The organism is Stenotrophomonas sp. G106K1 (genome assembly GCF_037969685.1).
In the GTDB taxonomy this organism is placed as follows: Bacteria; Pseudomonadota; Gammaproteobacteria; order Xanthomonadales; family Xanthomonadaceae; genus Stenotrophomonas; species Stenotrophomonas lactitubi.
Window position 1 is genome coordinate 410,199 of the sequence record NZ_JBBPFR010000001.1, and the last position, 16,619, is coordinate 426,817.

General features: G+C 66.0%; 16 protein-coding genes. 12 read left to right on the forward strand and 4 right to left on the reverse strand.

Annotated elements, in window-relative coordinates; translation table 11 throughout:
• Positions 1-110: 110 nt before the first annotated feature.
• From WKB25_RS02015 to WKB25_RS02025, 3 genes are all read left to right on the forward strand, one after another.
• Positions 111-392 (forward strand): YfhL family 4Fe-4S dicluster ferredoxin, encoded by a 282-nt coding sequence (locus WKB25_RS02015; RefSeq protein WP_025878828.1) that lies wholly within the window; start codon positions 111-113, stop codon positions 390-392.
• On the forward strand, positions 389-2,116 hold the full coding sequence (ggt, locus tag WKB25_RS02020) for a gamma-glutamyltransferase (protein ID WP_340568428.1): 1,728 nt from the start codon (positions 389-391) through the stop codon (positions 2,114-2,116). The genes WKB25_RS02015 and ggt overlap by 4 nt, the downstream gene beginning before the upstream one ends.
• 120 nt (positions 2,117-2,236) lie before the next feature.
• Positions 2,237-3,124, forward strand: a complete 888-nt coding sequence (locus WKB25_RS02025) for an MBL fold metallo-hydrolase (RefSeq protein WP_340568430.1) — start codon at positions 2,237-2,239, stop codon at positions 3,122-3,124.
• A 292-nt stretch (positions 3,125-3,416) separates the two neighbouring features.
• Here the strand turns inward: WKB25_RS02025 and WKB25_RS02030 are convergent, their stop codons facing one another.
• Positions 3,417-3,698, reverse strand: coding sequence for a PsiF family protein (locus tag WKB25_RS02030; RefSeq protein WP_340568431.1), 282 nt, complete (start codon positions 3,696-3,698; stop codon positions 3,417-3,419).
• Between the two features lie 152 nt (positions 3,699-3,850).
• The gene (gene upp / locus WKB25_RS02035; protein WP_340568433.1) at positions 3,851-4,483 is read right to left on the reverse strand and encodes a uracil phosphoribosyltransferase; all 633 of its coding nucleotides are present in this window, start codon (positions 4,481-4,483) and stop codon (positions 3,851-3,853) included.
• Positions 4,484-4,636: 153 nt separating this feature from the next.
• On the opposite strand from upp, the gene WKB25_RS02040 reads away from it, so the two are divergent.
• From WKB25_RS02040 to WKB25_RS02055, 4 genes are read left to right on the forward strand one after another with little or no spacing between them, the layout of a single operon-like run.
• Positions 4,637-7,189 carry a TonB-dependent receptor gene (locus WKB25_RS02040; RefSeq protein ID WP_340568434.1) on the forward strand — a complete coding sequence of 851 codons (2,553 nt, stop codon included), beginning with the start codon at positions 4,637-4,639 and terminating at the stop codon, positions 7,187-7,189.
• Entirely contained in the window at positions 7,189-8,298 is a 1,110-nt protein-coding gene (locus tag WKB25_RS02045; protein ID WP_340568435.1) for a phytase, read from the forward strand. The genes WKB25_RS02040 and WKB25_RS02045 overlap by 1 nt, the downstream gene beginning before the upstream one ends.
• An 11-nt stretch (positions 8,299-8,309) precedes the next feature.
• The gene (locus WKB25_RS02050; RefSeq protein WP_340568501.1) at positions 8,310-9,659 is read left to right on the forward strand and encodes a metallophosphoesterase family protein; all 1,350 of its coding nucleotides are present in this window, start codon (positions 8,310-8,312) and stop codon (positions 9,657-9,659) included.
• Positions 9,660-9,669: 10 nt separating this feature from the next.
• Positions 9,670-9,822: a hypothetical protein gene (locus WKB25_RS02055; RefSeq protein ID WP_340568437.1), complete on the forward strand. Its 153-nt coding sequence runs from the start codon at positions 9,670-9,672 to the stop codon at positions 9,820-9,822.
• Between the two features lie 76 nt (positions 9,823-9,898).
• On the opposite strand, the gene WKB25_RS02060 is transcribed toward WKB25_RS02055, so the two are convergent.
• Positions 9,899-10,480 carry an SUKH-4 family immunity protein gene (locus tag WKB25_RS02060; RefSeq protein ID WP_340568438.1) on the reverse strand — a complete coding sequence of 194 codons (582 nt, stop codon included), beginning with the start codon at positions 10,478-10,480 and terminating at the stop codon, positions 9,899-9,901.
• Between the two features lie 112 nt (positions 10,481-10,592).
• Here WKB25_RS02060 and WKB25_RS02065 point away from each other — a divergent pair, with 112 nt between their 5' ends.
• On the forward strand, positions 10,593-12,008 hold the full coding sequence (locus WKB25_RS02065) for a deoxyribodipyrimidine photo-lyase (RefSeq protein ID WP_340568440.1): 1,416 nt from the start codon (positions 10,593-10,595) through the stop codon (positions 12,006-12,008).
• A 141-nt stretch (positions 12,009-12,149) separates the two neighbouring features.
• A complete protein-coding gene (locus tag WKB25_RS02070) occupies positions 12,150-12,845 on the forward strand; it encodes an OmpA family protein (protein WP_089240401.1) in 696 nt (231 codons plus the stop codon).
• Between the two features lie 165 nt (positions 12,846-13,010).
• On the opposite strand, the gene WKB25_RS02075 is transcribed toward WKB25_RS02070, so the two are convergent.
• On the reverse strand, positions 13,011-14,042 hold the full coding sequence (locus WKB25_RS02075) for a LysR substrate-binding domain-containing protein (RefSeq protein WP_340568442.1): 1,032 nt from the start codon (positions 14,040-14,042) through the stop codon (positions 13,011-13,013).
• A 147-nt stretch (positions 14,043-14,189) separates the two neighbouring features.
• Here WKB25_RS02075 and WKB25_RS02080 point away from each other — a divergent pair, with 147 nt between their 5' ends.
• The 3 genes from WKB25_RS02080 to WKB25_RS02090 all read left to right on the forward strand — a co-directional run bounded on the left by WKB25_RS02080 (position 14,190) and on the right by WKB25_RS02090 (position 16,506).
• A complete protein-coding gene (locus WKB25_RS02080; RefSeq protein WP_089240403.1) occupies positions 14,190-14,417 on the forward strand; it encodes a hypothetical protein in 228 nt (75 codons plus the stop codon).
• Positions 14,414-15,184 (forward strand): SDR family NAD(P)-dependent oxidoreductase, encoded by a 771-nt coding sequence (locus WKB25_RS02085; RefSeq protein WP_340568445.1) that lies wholly within the window; start codon positions 14,414-14,416, stop codon positions 15,182-15,184. Before WKB25_RS02080 ends, WKB25_RS02085 begins: the two co-directional genes overlap by 4 nt.
• A gap of 98 nt (positions 15,185-15,282) precedes the next feature.
• Positions 15,283-16,506 carry an efflux RND transporter periplasmic adaptor subunit gene (locus WKB25_RS02090; RefSeq protein ID WP_340568447.1) on the forward strand — a complete coding sequence of 408 codons (1,224 nt, stop codon included), beginning with the start codon at positions 15,283-15,285 and terminating at the stop codon, positions 16,504-16,506.
• Positions 16,507-16,619 lie beyond the last annotated feature (113 nt).

Genomic DNA, 16,619 nt, shown 5'->3' on the forward strand with positions numbered 1-16,619 from the left:
TGCGGCACGACCCGGGCGGCGCCCTGCGATGGGCGCCGCTGATGACCTGACCGGCCCGCGCGCCCGCGCAGGTCGGTCCTTGTCCCAAGGCGCGGGCGTGGAGTATCGCCATGTCGCTGAAAATCAATGAGCTCTGCGTCAATTGTGACGTATGCGAGCCGGCCTGCCCGAACCAGGCCATCACGATGGGTGAAACCATCTACGTGATCGACCCCGCCCGCTGTACCGAGTGCGTGGGCCATTTCGACGAACCGCAGTGCGTGGTCGTCTGCCCGGTCGAATGCATCGATCCCGATCCGGACATCGTCGAAACCGAAATCGAGTTGCTGGCCAAGTTGCGCCAACTGCAGCACGATCATCCCGAACTCTATGCGGAGCCCCCATCCGAATGAAGCCGTTCGCCCGCCCCATGTTGTTGCTCGGCCTGCTGCTGAGCCCCCTTGCCTGGGCTGATGCCCCGGCCCGCGCCGAGCGCCCTGATGGCGCCGCGATCGCCAGCGGCCACGCTTTGGCCACCCAGGCCGGTGTCGACATCCTGGCCCAGGGCGGCAACGCCTTCGACGCGGCGGTGGCGGTTTCCTCCACCCTGGCCGTGGTCGAGCCGATCAGTTCCGGACTGGGCGGCGGCGGCTTCTTCCTGCTGCACGATGCGGCGACCGGCAAGGACGTGATGCTGGACGCGCGCGAGACCGCGCCGGCCGCAGCCACGTCGCAGGCCTTCCTCGACAAGAAGGGCGACCTGGACCGCGATCGTTCGGTCAATGGTCCGTGGTCGGCAGGCATTCCCGGCCTGCCGGCGGCGCTGGTCGAACTGTCGGCCAAGCACGGCAAGCTGCCGCTGGCGGCTTCGCTGCAGCCGGCGATCCGCATCGCCCGCGACGGCTTCCCGGTCTATGAGCGCATGGCCAAGGGTTATGCCTCGCGCCGCGAAGTGATGGAGCGTTATCCCGGCACGCGCGAGGTCTACCTGCGCAATGGCAAGCCGATCGCCACCGGTGACCTGTTCAAGCAGCCGGAATTGGCGCAGACCCTGGAGCGCCTGGCAGCCGGTGGCTTCGATGGCTTCTACAAGGGTCAGACCGGCAAGCTGCTGCTGGCCGGCGTGAAGCAGGCCGGTGGCAAGTGGACCGCCGAGGAACTGGCCGGCTACCGCGTCAAGCAGCGCGCGCCGATCGTCTTCAACTACAACGGCTGGAAGATCACCACCGCGCCGCCGCCGTCCTCCGGTGGCATCGCCCTGGCCAGCATGCTGCAGATCCTGGAAGGCTGGGACATCAAGCAGATGGATGCGGCGCACCGCACCCATCTGGTGGTCGAGTCGATGCGCCGTGCCTACCGTGACCGCACCTTCTTCCTCGGCGATCCGGATTTCGTGCAGATCCCGCAGAAGGTGCTGGCCAGCAAGGATTACGCGCAGGGCCTGCGTGCCACCATCCACCCGGAAAAGGCCACCCCCAGCGACCTGCTGTCGGGCAACCCGACCCCGTTGGAAGATGACGAGACCACCCATTTCTCGATCATCGACCGTGACGGCAACCGTGTCGGCGCCACCCAGACCGTCAACCTGCTGTACGGCTCGGGCCTGATTCCGAAGGGCACCGGTGTGCTGCTCAACAACGAGATGGACGACTTCGCGCTGAAGCCGGGCACGCCCAACGCCTTTGGCGTGATGGGCTACGCCGCCAATGCACCGAAAGCGGGCAAGCGCATGCTCAGCTCGATGACGCCGACGTTCATGGAGAACGACGACAAGGTGATCGTGCTGGGCACGCCCGGTGGCAGTCGCATCATCACCATGGTGCTGCTGGGCATCCTCGGCTACGACGCTGGCCTGGATGCGCAGCAGGTCGCTGCGCTGCCGCGCTACCACCACCAGTGGCTGCCGGACCTGATCGAGGCCGAGAGCAACGCTTTCGACGCTGCGACCATCAAGCAGCTGCAGGCGATGGGCCACAAGATCGACCTGCCGGGCGAGGTCGCCGCCGGTGGCCGTGGTTCCAGCCATGTGTGGGGCAATCTGCAGACAGTAGAGTGGGACCGCAAGGCCAACAAGCTGTTTGGCGGCAGCGATCCGCGCAACCCGGTCGGCAGCGCCCAGGTCGTGCCGGCCCCCTGATCCGGCGGTAGCGCCGGGCCATGCCCGGCGGACGCAGACCTGAGAACCCCGCCCGCAACGGCGGGGTTTTTCATTTCCTGGCTAGCGATTATTTAACGAGCGGCGACCGATAATTGCGCCATGAAACTATGGTCGATCCGCGGTAATACCCAGCGCCTGGATGGCGGTGCGATGTTCGGCAATGCGCCGCGTGCGTTGTGGGAGAAATGGGTAGCACCGGATGAGCTCAATCGCATCGAGCTGGCCTGTCGCGCGTTGTTGGCGAGCCCGCTGGAAGGCAAGACGGTGCTGTTCGAAACCGGCATCGGTGCGTTTTTCGATCCGCGCATGCGCGAGCGCTATGGCGTGCAGGAAAGCCAGCATGTGCTGATCGATTCACTGCGCGAAGCCGGCTTCGAGCACGAAGACATCGATGTGGTGGTGCTCAGCCATCTGCATTTCGACCATGCCGGTGGCCTGCTGGCGGCGTGGCGCGAAGGCCGTGAACCGGAACTGCTGTTCCCCAATGCGACGTACGTGGTCGGCGCGCAGCATTGGCAGCGCGCGTTGCAGCCGCACCCACGTGATCGTGCCAGTTTCATTCCGGAACTGCCGGGCCTGCTGCAGGCCAGTGGGCGCCTGGAAGTGGTGGACGGTGAGTATTCGAAGGTGCTCGGCCACAGTGTGCGTTTCAGTTACAGCGACGGGCACACGCCGGGGCTGATGCTGGCCGAGATCGTGGGGCAGGACCGCGCAGGCGCAGGGCCGCACGGCGGCGTGGTGTTCTGCGCCGATCTGATTCCGGGTCGTTCGTGGGTGCACGTGCCGATCACGATGGGGTACGACCGCAATGCCGAGCTGCTGATCGACGAGAAGCGGCAGTTCCTGGAAGACAAGCTGGCGCGCAACGTGCATCTGTTCTTCACCCATGACCCGCAGGTGGCGCTGGCGCAGGTCGGGCGGGATGAGAAGGGGCGTTTCGTCACGCTGCATGAGCAGGGCGAGTTGAAGGCGCGGGCGTTGGGGTGAGGTCTGCGGGCAGGGCTGCGCCCTGCACCTGCCGAATCAACGGCAACAGCAACAGCAACAGCAACAGCGGGCTATCCGTGAGTTGGCGGGGCGGTGTCGGATGGCGGGGACGCCGCAAGTACGTCCCTGTAGGCTTGGCAGCCGCATCCATGCGGCTGACACCCCGCAATCCGACACCGCCCCGCCTTCGACAGTTTTCTGGTGGCCAGTGGATCCACGCCGTGCGTGGATAGGTTCGAGGTGACGGCCAGTAGATCCACGCCATGCGTGGATGGGCCTTTCTTCGCTGCTTTTACGATGCCTTGAGGCAACTGCTCATGAAGGTCTTGCGGGCGGCGCCGGCGAGCTTCTTGGTGACGGCGTCGGCGTTGCACTTCTTCATGCGTTCCTGCGGCGTGGTGGGGGCTGCCGGTGCAGCTGCGTGCGAACTCAGGCATGCGCTATGCGCGGACGTGTAGGCGTCGCCTTTCAGCCCTTTGTTCTTGGCCGAACAGTCGGCCATGCGCTGCTGCTGCGGAGTGGCTGCGTTGGCGGCAAGCGGGAGGCCGACCAGCAGGACGGCGGCGAGCAGCAATGAGCGGCGAGCAGCAAAGAAGCGTTCATGGTGGCTCCAGGGTAGGGCAGGGCGGGTGCGCGGAGCATTCGCCCGTCGCCGCAATGCCGACGTGAAGGTGCCTGGAGCAGGTGGAGCACTTCCTTTCGAAAGCGCTCCGACCCCGGTCGATCTCAGCCCACGCGGGTGCCGAAGATACGGTCGCCGGCATCACCCAGGCCCGGCAGGATGTAGCCCTTGTCGTTGAGCTGCGCGTCGATCGCGGCGGTGTAGATCTCCACGTCCGGGTGCACGGCCTTCACTGCTTCGATGCCCTCCGGTGCGGCAACCAGGAAGATGCCCTTGATCCGGCGGGCACCGGCGCGCTTGAGCATGTCGATGGTGGCGATCAGGGTGCCGCCGGTGGCCAGCATCGGGTCGAGGATCAGCGCGTCGCGCTCTTCCAGGCGGCCGGTCAGGCGCTCGAAGTAGGGCACCGGCTGCAGGGTTTCTTCATCGCGCTGCAGGCCGACCACGCTGACACGGGCGGCCGGGATCAGCGACAGCACGCCGCTGAGCATGCCCAGGCCGGCGCGCAGGATCGGCACGACGGTGATCTTGGCGCCGGCGATGCGCTGAACGGTGACCGGGCCGGACCAGCCCGACAGGGTGTGCGGCTCGGTTTCCAGGTCGGCGGTGGCCTCGTAGGCCAGCAGCGTGCCAAGTTCGTTGGCCAGTTCGCGGAAATCCTTGGTGCTGAGCGCGGCGTTGCGCATCAGGCCGATCTTGTGCTGCACCAGCGGGTGGCGCACTTCGACGATCTTCATGGGAGGGTCTGGCAGAAAGGGAGAGCCCCATTTTAAGCGGAATGCGCGGTGGTGCCGAGCCGGGTCCGGCAGGCCAGACTCCACCGGTGTCATGCCCATGCAACCTGCCGGACATACCGTGCTGACCCAATCTTTACACCGTTGGGGATAGCTGTGCAGAAGAAGAACACGTTGGGTCTGGCAATCAGCCTCTCGCTGCTGGTGACGGCCAGCCCGTCGGCTCTGGCGGCCGAAACCGCTGCAGGGGCCGGCCGCGGCGCTGCGGCGACCGATCTGGACCGTATCGAAGTACGTGCGCAGCTGGAATCGCAGGTGCGTGCGGTTGACCTCAAGCGCAGCAGCGATGCCATCGAAGACGCCGTATCCTCCGATGCGCTGGGCCAGTACCCGGACAAGAACGTGGCCGAGTCGCTGCAGCGCCTGCCGGGCATCAGTGTGACCCGCGACCAGGGCGAAGGCCGTTTCGTGGTGGTGCGTGGCCTGGATGCCAACCTCAACAGCGTCAGCGTCGACGGCATCGCCATCGGCACTCCGGAAGATTCCAGCCGTGCCGCGCCGCTGGATGTGATTCCGTCCGATTCGACCGAGCGCCTGCGCGTGGTCAAGTCGCCGACCCCGGACATGCCGGGCGACGCCATCGGTGGCGCGATCCTGGTTGAATCGGCCTCGGCCTTCGATCGTGACGGCCGCAGCCTGCGCGGCAAGATCGAAGCCAGCCACCAGCAGCTGTCCGGCGAAACCAGCCCGAAGGCCGCTTTCAACTACAGCGAAGTGTTCAACGACACGTTCGGCGTGGCGCTGGGCGTGAACTACCAGAAGCGCAAGTTCGAATCGGACAACACCGAAGTGGAGTACGACGGCGAAGACGATGCCGCGCCGGGCGACGTCACCGCGATCAACCTGCAGCATCGCAAGTATGAGATCGAGCGCAAGCGAATCGGCGCCAACCTCAACCTGGACTGGCGCCCGAACAACGACAGCAAGTACTACCTGCGTGCGCTGTACAGCCAGTTCGACGACGCCGAAACCCGCCAGCGCGTGATCTTCAATTTCGACGACGCGAAGATGGTCAAGACCGGCAGCGACCAGTACCGCCTGGATGGAATGCCGAAGGATTCCATCGACAAGCGCATGCGCTACCGCACCAAGGAAGAGAACACCTTCGCGGCCAGCCTGGGGGGCGAGAACAGGCTGACCAACGCCGTGGTCGATTACAAGCTCGGCTTCACCCGTACCGAAGAGCGGGTGAACGATGAAATGGAGGCGCGCTTCAAGCTCAACGGCAAGGCCTTCAACGGCACGCTGGACCAGAGCAGCCGCTTGCCCAGCTACAGCTTCGACAATCCCCAGTGGCTGGACAACGCAAACTATGCGTTCGATCGCATCGTGCTTTCGCCCAAGCAGGTGAACGACAAGGAACACAGCGCGCAGGTCAACGTGCGCTTCGACGGCGACAACAGCAGCATCAAGTTCGGCCTGCTGGGGCGCTGGCGCGACCGCGACGTCAACGTCGACGAAAGCGAACTGCGCGTCGGCCCGAAGATTGCCCTGTCCAGCTGGACCACGGGCTCGCCCGATCACCGCCACGGTACCCTGGGTGACGGCATGGATTCGGATGCCATGCGTGCGTTCTGGGCGGCCAGCGGCGGCCAGTACAGCGCCCGTCCGCAGGACGTCGGTGCCAATGCGATGACTTCGCTGGAAGAGGACTACATTGCCAGTGAAGACATCTTCGCCAGTTATGCCATGGGCACCTGGGATGTCGGTGCGCTGCGCATCATCGGTGGCGTGCGCGTGGAGAACACCCGCTTCAAGGCCGAGGGCAACCAGGTCGATGTGGCTGCCAACGGCCGCAGCTACACCGTGACCCCGCGCGTGGCCAACAGCAGCTACACCAACGTGCTGCCGGGCCTGCACCTGCGCTACGACGCGGCCGATGACTGGGTGCTGCGTGCCTCGGCCAACAAGACCGTTTCGCGCCCGTCCTTCGGCGATATCTCGCCGCGCGTCGGCTACAGCCGTGGCGACGAGGAAGTGCGCCTGGGTAATCCTGAGCTGGACCCGTACGAGTCGAAGAACATCGATCTGTCGGTGGAGAAGTATCTGGGCAGCACCGGCATCGTCTCGCTCGGTCTGTTCCACAAGTCCATCGACGGCTATATCGTGCAGACCGTGCGCACCAACGATCCGGCCTACGGCGGTTTCGACGTGACCCAGCCGATCAATGGCCGCAAGGCCACGGTGCGTGGTGCGGAGCTGAACTGGCAACAGCAGCTGGCCTTCCTGCCCGCTGGCCTGGACGGCCTGCTGGTGGGCGCCAGTGGCACCTGGCTGGACACCGAATTCGATGCGGGCATCGAGGATCGCGCCGGTGAAGACTTCACCTTGCCGCGCGCCTCCAAGCACGTGTACAGCGCACACATCGGCTATGAAAAGTACGGCCTCAGCACGCGCCTGGCGGCGGTGTACCGCAGCGAGTACCTGGACAGCATCGGCAAGGGCCGTGCGTTCGATATCTACGTGGCACCCAACACCCAGCTCGACTTCTCGCTGGACTACAAGTTCAACGCGAACGTGAGCCTGTACTTCGAAGCGCAGAACCTGCTGGACAAGCCGTTGGAGCTGTACCAGGGCACGCGCTCGCGCACCCTGCAGCTGGAGGAGTACGGCCGCACCTACGCCGTTGGCCTGAAGGTGGCACTGTGATGGTGCGCGGCACGACCCTGATGGCCGCCTCGCTGGCCGCCGTTCTTGCCGCCGGCTGCACGCCGGCAGCGGACAAGGCGCCGGCTGTGGCCGGCGCTGTGACACCCGTCGAGCGCAAGGTGGCGACCATCGCCGAGGCGTTCCTGACCCCGATGACCCCGGCGGACAACATCGATTCGCCGGCCTCCTGGCAGGCGCCGGACGGCAAGACATGGCTGATCGCCACGGCCAAGGCCACCGACAAGCTGGTGGTCTACGACGGCAGCAATGGCCAGCACATGCGCGACGTCGGCAGCACCGGCACCGGCCTTGGCCAGTTCGATCGTCCCAATGGCATCGCGGTCATCGATGACCTGCTGTGGATCGTCGAGCGCGACAACCATCGCGTGCAGGTGCTGTCACTGCCGGACTTCGCTCCGTTGGCCACCTTCGGTGCCGACGACCTGCGCAAGCCCTACGGCCTTTGGGTGGACCGCCGAACCGATGGCTACAGCGTCTACGTCACCGACTCCTGGGACAACGGCGAGGACGCACAGGGCAAGGACATCCTGCCGCCGCTGGCGGAGCTGGACAAGCGCGTGCGCCAGTACCACGTGACCCGCGACGGTACCAAGGTCCAGGCAACGCTGTCGGCCAGCATCGGTGATACCAGCGAAGCCGGCGCGCTGCGCGTGGTCGAATCGATCTGGGGTGATCCGGCCAATGATCGCCTGCTGATCGCCGAAGAGGACGAAAGCTACGCCAGCGAATTCAAGGTCTACACCCTGGCCGGGCGCTTCACCGGCACCACCTTCGGTCGAGACGTGTTCAAGGCGCAGGCCGAAGGCGTGATGCTGCGCACCTGCGGCAAGGACGGCTGGTGGATCACCACCGAGCAGGGCAAGCAGCGCAGCGTGTTCCATCTGTTCGACCGCCAGACGCTGAAGCCGGTGGGCGCGTTCCAGGGCAATACCGTGGCCAACACCGATGGCATCTGGATGATGCAGCAGCCGACGCCGCGGTTCCCGCACGGCGCCCTGTATGCGGTGCACGATGACCAGGGTGTGGTGGCGTTCGACTGGGAGAGCATTGCCAAGCAGCTGGCCCTGCCGCTGGAGTGCGGTTCGTGAGCGCGCGTTTGATGCGCTTGCTTGCGGTCGGCCTGCTGTTCGCATTGCCATCGCTGGCGATGGCGGCGGCCGAGCCCAACACCCAGGTGCCGTCGGGCAGCCGTTACTACGCAGCCGCATCGGTGCCGGACCGCATCGTCGCCTCTCCGTCGGTCGACCCCGGCCACGGTTTCGCGGTGGCCTGGCGCACCGATGGCAGCGTGCAGTCGCCGCTGCTGGAAATCGCACTGGCCGACGATTCGCCGGCCATCGAGGGCATCCGCCAGGTGCGCGCGAAGACCCAGGTGCTGCAGACCGAGAACGGCCTGTCGCACCATCATCGCGCCGACATTGACGGCCTGCAGCCGGACACCCAGTACGTCTATCGCGTACAGGGCAATGGCAGCTGGAGCGCGTGGAACCAGCTGCGCACGCTTGCCGCTGCCGACCAGCCGCTGACCCTGCTGTATTTCGGCGATACCCAGAACAAGAACGTCAGTCATGTCAGCCGCGTGGTGCGGGCCGCACAGAAGGCTGCACCGGATGCGCGGATCAGCCTGTTCGCCGGTGACCTGGTCAGTGGTGGCGACAACATGGACGACAGCGAATGGGGCGAATGGTTCGCCGCCACCAGCTGGCTGGCGCAGGAGACGCTGGTGGCGCCGGCGATCGGAAACCACGAGTATTTCGAGGAATTCGAGGACACCCCGCAGGAGCGCCGCGTACTGGGCCGTCATTGGCCGGTGACCTTCGCCCTGCCGGGCAACGGTGCCGATGCGGCGGCGGGTACCAGCTATTGGTTCGATGCGCAGGGCGTGCGCGTGGCCGTGGTCGACGGCACTTCGGCGCTGGATCTCGGCACCGCCAAGGCGCAGGCGCAGTGGCTGGACAAGGTGCTGACCGGCAACCGTCAGCCGTGGACCATCGTGCTGCTGCACCAGCCGTTCTATTCACCGCGCGAGGGCCGCGAGAACGCCGCCCTGCGCGATGTGCTGCTGCCGGTGGTGCGACGCCACAAGGTGGATCTGGTGCTGCAGGGGCATGACCACACCTACGGCCGTCGCGGTGAAGGGCAGGCGGCAACGCCGCAGTACGTGGTTACCGTGGCGGGGCCGAAGCAGTACCGGCTGTCGGACGAAGCACGCAGGACGATGGAACCTGTGGGCGAGGACACCCAGCTGTTCCAGGTGTTGCGTATCGATTCGCAGCAACTGCGCTACGAGGCGCGCACGGTCACCGGACGCCTGTACGACGCCTTCGAGCTGAAGCGCGATGGTAGTGGCAGCAAGCAACGGGTGGAATTGCAGGAGGGGCGGATTGCTCCGCGTGACTGCGCGCGCGCGCAGACCGCCAAGGGCCGCACCGATCGTTGCTGGGAGTGAGGACAGGCTGATGAGCACGCGCCAACGCATCGTTCCCATGGCCGCCATTGCCGTTGCCCTGTTGCTGATGGGCAGCGCGGTGGCTGCCGCGGATTCGGTCCTGCACCCGTTCCTGACCGCGCAGCCGAAGCAGGCGCCGCAGGAAAGAAAGACGGGTGGGTGATCCGGGAAGGCATGAAGTAGATCCACGCCATGCGTGGATTGAACCTTCCCGTACACCATCCACGCACGGCGTGGATCTACTGCATCGCGTCCAGGAACAGCGCTGCCTCGTCCATGCTTCCCAGCACCGCAGCGACAGCGCGCAGCGCCGCTTCGCGATGAACCGGACGGATCCCACCATCATCGTCATCGCTGTACAGGTCCTCATCGGCCTCGAGGTAAACGCTGCCCGCCGACGCCAGTGCGGCCATCAAGGTCGGTACGTCGGCGACGAACTCGTCGGCGTGCCAATGGCCCGCGCCATGACGGGCAAACAGAACGCGGCCATCGTTGATGTCGAGGATGAGAGGATCGGCGCCACGGTCGGCGATCACCAGCCACTGCGCCGGCCAGTCGCTGATCGGCTCGCCATCAATGCCATTCCAGCGGTAGCCTGCCTGATATGCCCACAGGCGCTGCAACGGCGGCAGCCACACCTCTACGCCCGGTACGGTGATGCCGCTGGGGCCTTTGGCGGGATTGAGCACCTCACCGAACGGGCCGACGCGCGCGTAGAACCCGGCCAGCACGTCCGGCAGCGGGAACGGTCCTTGCCAAGCGTCGGCGGACTGCGGTTGCAGGGGGCCGAAGCGGGCAAACGTGGCGCGAAGATCATCCATGACGAGGGCTGGGCGGAGGCGGAAGAGCACGCAGCCTGGCAGAGCCGGTCGCACGCATCGCCTTCACCGGCACTGGCTATCATGGCCGCCCAGCAACAGAGAGGCAGTGCACGTGTCGGTAGCGTTGGTATGGTTCCGTCGGGACCTGCGGTTGCAGGATAATCCGGCGCTGCAGGCGGCGCTGGAAGCGGGCCACGATGTGGTGCCGGTCTACATCCACGCCCCGCACGAAGAGGGCGATTGGGCGCCGGGTGCCGCATCGAACGCTTGGCGCCACCGCTCGCTGGCAGCACTGGATGCCGACCTGCGTGCACGCGGTTCCTCGCTGGTGCTGCGTGCCGGCGACAGCCTGCCGACCCTGCAGGCGCTGATTGATCAGACCGGCGCCGAGGCGGTGTACTGGAACCGCAAGTACGAACCGGCGACGCAACCGCGCGATGCTGCCGTCAAACGCACGCTGCGCGAGCAGGGCATCGATGCGCAGAGCTGCAACGGCAGCCTGCTGTTCGAGCCCTGGGACATCGCCACCCAGCAGGGGCAGCCCTACAAGGTATTCACTCCGTACTGGCGCAACGTGCTCAGCCATTGGCGATTGCCAGCCCTGCAGGAGGCGCCGCGCACGTTGGCCGCACACACGGTGGAAGGCCTGGCGCTGGACGCGCTGCCGCTGGCGCCGTCGTTGCACTGGGACTCCGGCTTCTGGGAGCACTGGCAGCCGGGTGAGGCCGGCGCGCTCGAGGCGCTGTCCGTGTTCGAGGAGGGTGCGCTGCGCGGCTATCGCGAGCAGCGCGATCTGCCGGACCGGGTAGGTACTTCGCGGCTGTCGCCGCACCTGCATTTCGGCGAAATCGCCCCGTGGCGCATTGCCCACGCGCTGGAAGGCCTGCGCAGCGCTGGGACAGATGCCGACATCGACGGCTACCTGCGCCAGCTCGGCTGGCGTGATTTCGCCTACCACCTGTTGCACCACTTCCCGAAAACGCCCACGGACAATCTCAACCCGCGTTTCGACCGTTTCCCCTGGGCCAACCCCAGTGCCGCCCAGCTGCAGGACTGGCAGCGCGGCAACACCGGCGTGCCCATCGTCGATGCTGGCCTGCGCGAGCTCTGGCATACCGGTTACATGCACAACCGGGTGCGGATGATCGTCGCCAGCTACCTGTGCAAGCACCTGCGTGCGCATTGGCTGCACGGCGCCCACTGGTTCTGGGACACGCTCGTGGACGCGGACCTGGCCAACAACACGATGGGGTGGCAGTGGGTGGCCGGTACCGGTGCCGACGCGGCTCCCTATTTCCGGGTATTCAATCCCGTTACCCAGGCCGAGAAGTTCGATCCACAGGCGAATTACATCAGTCGTTGGGTGCCGGAGCTGGCGGCGCTGCCGGTGAAGGCGCGGTTCGCTCCCTGGCAGCACCCGCAGCTCTTGGCCGAACGCGCGCCCGGGTATCCGCGCACGCCGCTGGTGGACCTGGCGGCAGGCCGTGATGCGGCACTGGCCGCCTACCGTCAGTCGGCGGCGGGGTAAAGCGCTGGCAGAGCGGTGCAGACAGCTAGCTGAACACGTCCCTGTCGGCCGGTGCGATCATCATGCCGACATCGCGTCCGACTGTTTATCCTCGTTGCCGCCCGCAAGCCACCGGCCCGACCGGAAACCAAGGAGAACACCATGATCCGCAACACCACCCGCAACGTCGCACTGGCCTTGATGAGTGCGGCCGTCCTGTCGGCCTGCGCCACCGGCGGCTCCTATGTGCAGAGTGATCCGTACGGCAACCCGACCGAGCAGCAGAACCGCACCGGCCGCAACGCCCTGATCGGTACCGCCATCGGCGTGGCCGCGGGCCTGCTGACCGGCGACAGCGCGACCGAGCGTCGCCAGCATGCGCTGATCGGCGCGGGTATCGGTGCACTCAGCGGTGCCGCCGTGGGTCAGTACCAGGATCGCCAGGAGCGCGCGCTGCGCGAGCGCACCGCCAACACCGGCATCGACGTCGAGCGCCAGGGCGACAACATCATGCTGAACCTGCCGGACGGCATCACTTTCGACTTCGGCAAGTCGGCACTGAAGCCGCAGTTCTACGGCTCGCTCAATGGCGTTGCTGGCACCCTGCGCGATTACAACCAGACCATGATCGAAGTGGTCGGCCACACCGACAGCATCGGCAGCGACGCGGTCAACAACCGCCTGTCCAAGGAGCGCGCTGATTCGGTGGCGCAGTATCTGATCGGTCAGGGCGTGCAGAGCGTCCGCATCGAGACCCTGGGCGCCGGCAAGTCCTACCCGATTGCCGACAACAGCACCGATGCCGGCCGTGCCAAGAATCGCCGCGTCGAGATCCGTGTGATTCCTCTGAAGCAATAACGCGCAGCGTTATTGCTGTTCCGGCGCAGCCGGAACGAAAATGCCGCCCTTGCAGGCGGCATTTTTGTAGGTGACGAGCTTGCTCGGCACGCCGATAGCCCAAGTGGAGAGCCATGCCGACCAAGGTCGGCATCCACCAGGATGGGCTCACGGCATTGTTGTGAATTACGCCGCCGAAACCGCCACCTTCTCCAGAATCCGCTTGCCGCTGCTCGCCAACGCCGCTTCTTCCTGTTCCTGCTGCTGCCGCGCCAGCTTCGCACCGGGGCACTGCGCCAGCATGTAGTTGGCGTCGAAGTTGAGCTTCTCCACCAGGAAATCGACGAACGCGCGCACCTTCGGCGAGACCAAGCGGCCACCGGCAAACACCGCATTGAAATCCACTTCCGGCCCGGTCCAGCCGGCCAGTACGCGGCGCACCATACCCGACTCGACGAACGGCTTGGCCATCACGTCGCCGGTCAGCAGCAGGCCTTCGCCACACACCAGCGCGCCATTCAGCGCCGACATGTCGTTGGCTGTCATCAGCGGCGTCACCGGGAAGTCGCGCAGTTCGCCACCGTTCTCGCCCAGCTGCCAGGTAAAGCGTGGCGAATTGCCCGTGTGGTACGGCTTGCGCATGGCCAGGATGCGGTGGAACTGCAGCTCTTCCGGATGCAGCGGCTCGCCGTAGCGCTCGATGTAGGCCGGGCTGGCGAACACCTGTGTGCGCAGGCTGCCAAGCTTGCGCGCCACCAGGTTGGAATCGGGCAGGGCACCCACGCGCAAGGCGAGATCGGCCTCGCCGGCGATCAGGTCCAGCTTCTCGTTGCCCATGTGCATGTCCAGGCGGATTTCCGGGTACTGCGCGTGGAACTGGCCCAGCAGCGGCGCGATCCAGGTGATGCCGATCGAATAGGGCACGGTGAAGCGCAGCCAGCCGCGTGGGCCCGACTGCAGCTGGCTGACCGCGCTTTCGGCTTCTTCAAGCTCGCGCGCGATGCGCTGGCAATGCTCGTGATAGATCGAGCCCGCCTCAGTGAGCCCGAGGCGGCGCGTGGTCCGGTGCAGCAGACGCGCACCGAGGCGCGTTTCCAGTTCCTGCACCTTGCGGCTGACCGTGGTCTTGGGCAGGCCGAGCGATTTGGCAGCCGCGATGAAGCTGCCTTGCTCGACCACTTTGACGAAGATCAGCGTCTCGTTGAGATCGTGGGACATGGTCAGGAATCCTGGACGTCGGGGATGGGGCAATCGTGACAGAACGATTGGACCGGGGACGGGATGATTATTCCCCTTAATCAGGACTAATCAAGTAGGGGTTTGAGGTCTATCGTGGCGCCATTCGCTAATTGGAGCCCATCCGCCATGAGCCTGCGCAACATTCTTGCCCGCTTCCGGATCGCCGGCCAGAACGCCCTGGACCTGGCGATGACCGTCGAATCCCGCCCTAGTTCCTTGGTACACAAGGACTTTCGTGAGTTTACCGCACCCATGCGTCAGCAGCGTGGCGGGGCCTTGCGCCTTGCTTCGCACAAGGGTGACCGACTGCGTCGAATCGGGACTATCCCGGATTTGGGAGGAAATGTCCCGTGAATGGGATTCTGACCCCCGAGGTCCTGGTTCTCGGCGGCACCGGTGCCGTCGGCCAGGGGGTAGTCGGCGCATTGCTGGAGGCCGGCAGCCCCGTGCTGGTGGTCGGCCGCGATCCGCGCCGCCTGGCTGCGTTGCACGAGCAGTTTGCCGATGAGCCGGGCCTGCAGACGATGCTCGGTTCGCTCAGCGACGACAGTTCGGCATGCGTGCTGGCCGAACGCGTGGCGCAGCGTCCGCGCCCGCTTGCGGCAGTGATCGCGGCAATGGGTGGTCCGTACAACCGCGGTCGTGTGGTCGAGCGCGGCGGTGACGCACTGGCGGCGGCATTGCAGGCTGACCTGATGCCGCATGTGCACGCGGTGCGTCATCTGTTGCCGCTGCTGCAGGACAACGTGCACGCCCGACGCTACGTGATGATCGGCAGCCCGGCCGGGCTCAAGCCGTGGGCCGGCTATGGCGAGACCTCGATCACCACGGCCGCGCTGCGCATGTACGCGCAGGTGGTGCACCAGGAAGCGCAGGCCGTGGGCGTTCGCGCGCAGATGCTGGAAGTGTGCAGCCCGGTATGCACCCCGGCCAACGCCGCCAACGCCTGCATCGAATGGCCGAGTTCGCTGCTGGTCGGTCGCCGCGTGGTGTCCCTGCTCGATGGTTGCCGCGACAACCGCGCGATCGTCCGTTGCGACAGCAGTGATGCCGAACTGCCGCGCGGTCTGCTGCATCTGGAAATACCGCCGCTGTGGCGCGACACCGCAGGCGTTGCTTGACCTCGACCATTGTTGAGGTCGCAGGATACGCCGCCGAAAGTTGATAGCAATTCTCAAATATCAAATAGCTGTACCACCCCTCCGTACGGATGCATGCCATGACTTCCCCCAACACCACTCCACATCGTTTCCGTCATCGCCTGGCGATGGCTGGCGTGTCGATCCTCGCTGCCGCCGTTCTGGCTGCCTGCAGCGGTGGCCATGCCGAAGAAGCCGGCGCACCGCCCCCGCCGCAGGTCAGCGCGGCCCCCGTGCTGCTCAAGCAGATCAGCCAGTGGGACGAATTCAGCGGCCGCGTCGAGGCCGTACAGAGCGTCGAACTGCGCCCGCGCGTGTCCGGCTATATCGACAAGGTCAACTACGTTGAAGGCGAAGAAGTGAAGAAGGGCGCCGTCCTGTTCACCATCGATGCCCGCAGCTACCAGGCCGAGTACGACCGCGCCAACGCCGAACTGGCCCGTGCACGCACCCAGGCGGTGCTGGCCCGCAGCGAGTCCGAGCGTGCCAAGCGCCTGGCCGAGCAGCAGGCAATCTCCACCGAGACGGCCGAACAGCGTCGCGCGGCCGCCGACCAGTCAGGCGCGGCAGTGCAGGCTGCGCAGGCCGCCCTGGATGCAGCCCGCCTCAACCTTGAGTTCACCAAGGTGCGTGCGCCGATCGATGGCCGTGCCGGTCGCGCGATGGTCACCGCCGGCAACCTGGTCACCGCCGGTGACAGTGCCAGCGTGCTGACCACGCTGGTCTCGCTGGATACGGTGTTCGTCTATTTCGATGCCGATGAAAGCACCTTCCTGCGGTACGCACAGATGGCACGCAAGGGCGAGCGCCCGAGCGAGCGCGACAGCGAGCTGCCGGTGAAGGTCGGCCTGTCCGGTGAAGAAGGCTACCCGCACACGGGCAAGGTCGACTTCCTCGACAACCAGGTGACCCGCAGCACCGGCACCATCCGCGTCCGCGCGCTGCTGGACAACGCCGATCGCCAGTTCACCCCGGGCCTGTTCGCCCGCGTGCAGCTGCTCGGCAGCGGCCAGTTCCAGGCCATGCTGATCGACGACAAGGCCGTGCTGACCGACCAGGACCGCAAGTACGTCTACGTGGTCGACAAGGATGGCAAGGCCCAGCGCCGCGACATCCAGCTTGGCCGCACCGCCGAAGGCCTGCGCATTGTCGAGAAGGGTCTGGCCGCCGGTGACAAGGTGATCATCGATGGCGTGCAGAAGGTCTTCATGCCCGGTATGCCGGTGCAGGCGAAGGCGGTGGCGATGCAGCCCACCGCTGCGCCGGCGCCGGGTCGCGATGCAACTGCCGCACTGAACCACTGATCCGCCGGCTCCTGATCCGCGTCTCCGCTTAGCTGCCGGTGCCAGCGGCAGCCGTCACTGCCTTCACCAGATTGGTGAGGGGCAAGGCGGCTGTTGCCCGCCGACGGCCTTTT

Coding starts and splice junctions, on each gene's coding strand:
- WKB25_RS02015 (WP_025878828.1), top strand. CDS start 111: ATGTCGCTGAAAATCAATGAGCTCTGCGTCAATTGTGACGTATGCGAG.
- ggt (WP_340568428.1), top strand. CDS start 389: ATGAAGCCGTTCGCCCGCCCCATGTTGTTGCTCGGCCTGCTGCTGAGC.
- WKB25_RS02025 (WP_340568430.1), top strand. CDS start 2,237: ATGAAACTATGGTCGATCCGCGGTAATACCCAGCGCCTGGATGGCGGT.
- upp (WP_340568433.1), bottom strand. CDS start 4,483: ATGAAGATCGTCGAAGTGCGCCACCCGCTGGTGCAGCACAAGATCGGC.
- WKB25_RS02045 (WP_340568435.1), top strand. CDS start 7,189: ATGGTGCGCGGCACGACCCTGATGGCCGCCTCGCTGGCCGCCGTTCTT.
- WKB25_RS02050 (WP_340568501.1), top strand. CDS start 8,310: ATGCGCTTGCTTGCGGTCGGCCTGCTGTTCGCATTGCCATCGCTGGCG.
- WKB25_RS02055 (WP_340568437.1), top strand. CDS start 9,670: ATGAGCACGCGCCAACGCATCGTTCCCATGGCCGCCATTGCCGTTGCC.
- WKB25_RS02060 (WP_340568438.1), bottom strand. CDS start 10,480: ATGGATGATCTTCGCGCCACGTTTGCCCGCTTCGGCCCCCTGCAACCG.
- WKB25_RS02070 (WP_089240401.1), top strand. CDS start 12,150: ATGATCCGCAACACCACCCGCAACGTCGCACTGGCCTTGATGAGTGCG.
- WKB25_RS02075 (WP_340568442.1), bottom strand. CDS start 14,042: ATGTCCCACGATCTCAACGAGACGCTGATCTTCGTCAAAGTGGTCGAG.
- WKB25_RS02080 (WP_089240403.1), top strand. CDS start 14,190: ATGAGCCTGCGCAACATTCTTGCCCGCTTCCGGATCGCCGGCCAGAAC.
- WKB25_RS02090 (WP_340568447.1), top strand. CDS start 15,283: ATGACTTCCCCCAACACCACTCCACATCGTTTCCGTCATCGCCTGGCG.